This window comes from Pseudoduganella danionis (assembly GCF_009720775.1).
Lineage (GTDB): Bacteria > Pseudomonadota > Gammaproteobacteria > Burkholderiales > Burkholderiaceae_D > Rugamonas > Rugamonas danionis.
On record NZ_WNKW01000021.1, the window covers coordinates 1 to 1,876 of the forward strand.

The following is a 1,876-nucleotide window of genomic DNA, read 5'->3' on the forward strand; positions in this document are numbered from 1 at the left end:
CCAGCGTTTAACCATGGCACCGTCTATGCCATACAGTCGCCCTAAGGATTTAAAGCCGATCCCTTCGGCCTGGTATCGCTGGACAACCTCCAACTTGAACTGCATTGTGTACTTCGCCAATGAAAAATCCCTAAAGTTGGCGTCCAACTTTAGGGGTTCAGTTCAATAACGGTGGCGTTGTTCATTCGGGCAGCGTTGCAGTGTAGCGCCGGCCCTATGCCACTGCAATTCAGGGCATCTGTTCGTGCACACCGTGGCGTGCAAAGATCGCCTGCAGTTCACCACTGGCACGCAGTTCATTCACTGCCTGCTGCAGCATACGTGCTACATCCTGATCATCTTTGCGCACGGCCATCCCCACTGCCCAGCCAGCACGTGGCAAACGCTGGAACGCTACCTCGTTCAGAGGGAATGCCGGATCGTCGCGGAAGGTCGCTTCGATCTCCGAGCGATTTGCCAGCACAGCATCAAGCTCACCTGCCTTCAGCGCTGCCAGTGCTTCACCAGCCGTCTCAAAGATGCGCACATTGTCGCGGAAGCGGCCATTGCCTTCGCCCAGCAACACCATACCGGCTATCGATACCTTTTCCACGCCGATGGTCTTACCAGCCAGCGAGTCGACGCCATCGAATTCCGGCATCGTGCGCGCACTGCGCACCAGCCTTACCGTCTCCACATGATACGGCGCGAAGATACTCACCTTGCCGTTCTCGTTTATCAGTTGCGGTTCCACTGGCACATGCAGCAACACATCGGCAGGGCCATAGCCAAGGTAGTGGCCTTTCCACACCATGTTACGCAGGTCATCGCTCAGATTTTCGCCTGCAGGGAATGGCAGCAGCTTGAGCTTCAAGCCCAGCTTGGCCGACAGTGCATTAGCCAGATCTACGTCAATACCGGCATTCCGATCAGAGAATGGCGCGAACTGTTCGTACACCGCTACTTTCAGCGTGCCGGACTGGTGGATCTTGTCCCAGTCCGCATGTGCTGGCAGCGCAACGCTGCCGCACACTCCTGCTGCCAGTAGTACTCGTCCCAGCTTACGCAAAGTAGAGTTCAGCATGGCAGGCTCCAATTAGTTGCTAGCGTCGCGACGGGCTTCCAGATAGGTCTTGATGGCCCACATGGCTTCCTGATTGAACACACCTTCGAACGGTGGCATGTAGACGGCGCCGTTACGCACCTTGCCGTTACGGATGGAAGTCAGGAAGTAGTTGTCGATCTCTTTGAAGCAAGCCTTCTTCTTGCTGTCGTTCTTCACATCGAGGCAATCGCGATCCAGCAGACGCAGATCGGGAGCGATGCCGCCGGTAACAGCTTCCAGACCATGGCAGCGCGCGCAGTTCTGGTTATAGGCCGAGGCGCCGATCTTCAGTGCCAGTTTGTTGCCGCGGTATGGATTCTGCTCGGCCCATTTGTCACCAACAGGTGGCAGGCCGGTGGTGTCGACAGATTGCGGCACCACGTTGCCGTGCGCAGAGGCATTTAGAGCGAACAGTGCCGAGCTGGCGATTAGGGCTGCGGCGAAGGTGCGGATAGTGCTTTTCATAGTGATGTCTCCTGACTGTTTTAAGAATAACAGTCATAGAGCAAACCCCGTGCCAAGTGTTTTCCCCTGTGCCAGGAGGGCGGATTGCTCCAATCTGAAACAACTGTGACAGCCCCGCCGACTGTGATAGATCAATTTTTCACAGCTAAAAACAGAGACTGAAAGCAAAAAACCCCCAACAGTCTGCGACTGAAGGGGGATTTTCTTAATAACTAGCTTGACGATAACCTACTTTCACACTGGTTGCAGCACTATCATCGGCGCAGAGTTGTTTCACGGTCCTGTTCGGGATGGGAAGGGGTGGGACCAACTTGCTATGGTCATCAA

The 1,876-nt window shown here is 55.2% G+C and carries 2 protein-coding genes and 1 rRNA gene; all 3 read right to left on the bottom strand.

Annotation, left to right across the window (positions count from 1 at the left end; all coding sequences use genetic code 11):
* Nucleotides 1-229: 229 nt before the first annotated feature.
* Nucleotides 230-1,063, bottom strand: coding sequence for a substrate-binding periplasmic protein (locus GM655_RS22455; RefSeq protein WP_155436882.1), 834 nt, complete (start codon nt 1,061-1,063; stop codon nt 230-232).
* Between the two features lie 12 nt (nt 1,064-1,075).
* Nucleotides 1,076-1,549: a cytochrome c-550 PedF gene (gene pedF, locus GM655_RS22460; RefSeq protein WP_155436883.1), complete on the bottom strand. Its 474-nt coding sequence runs from the start codon at nt 1,547-1,549 to the stop codon at nt 1,076-1,078.
* A gap of 215 nt (nt 1,550-1,764) precedes the next feature.
* Nucleotides 1,765-1,876, bottom strand: a 5S ribosomal RNA gene (rrf, locus tag GM655_RS22465).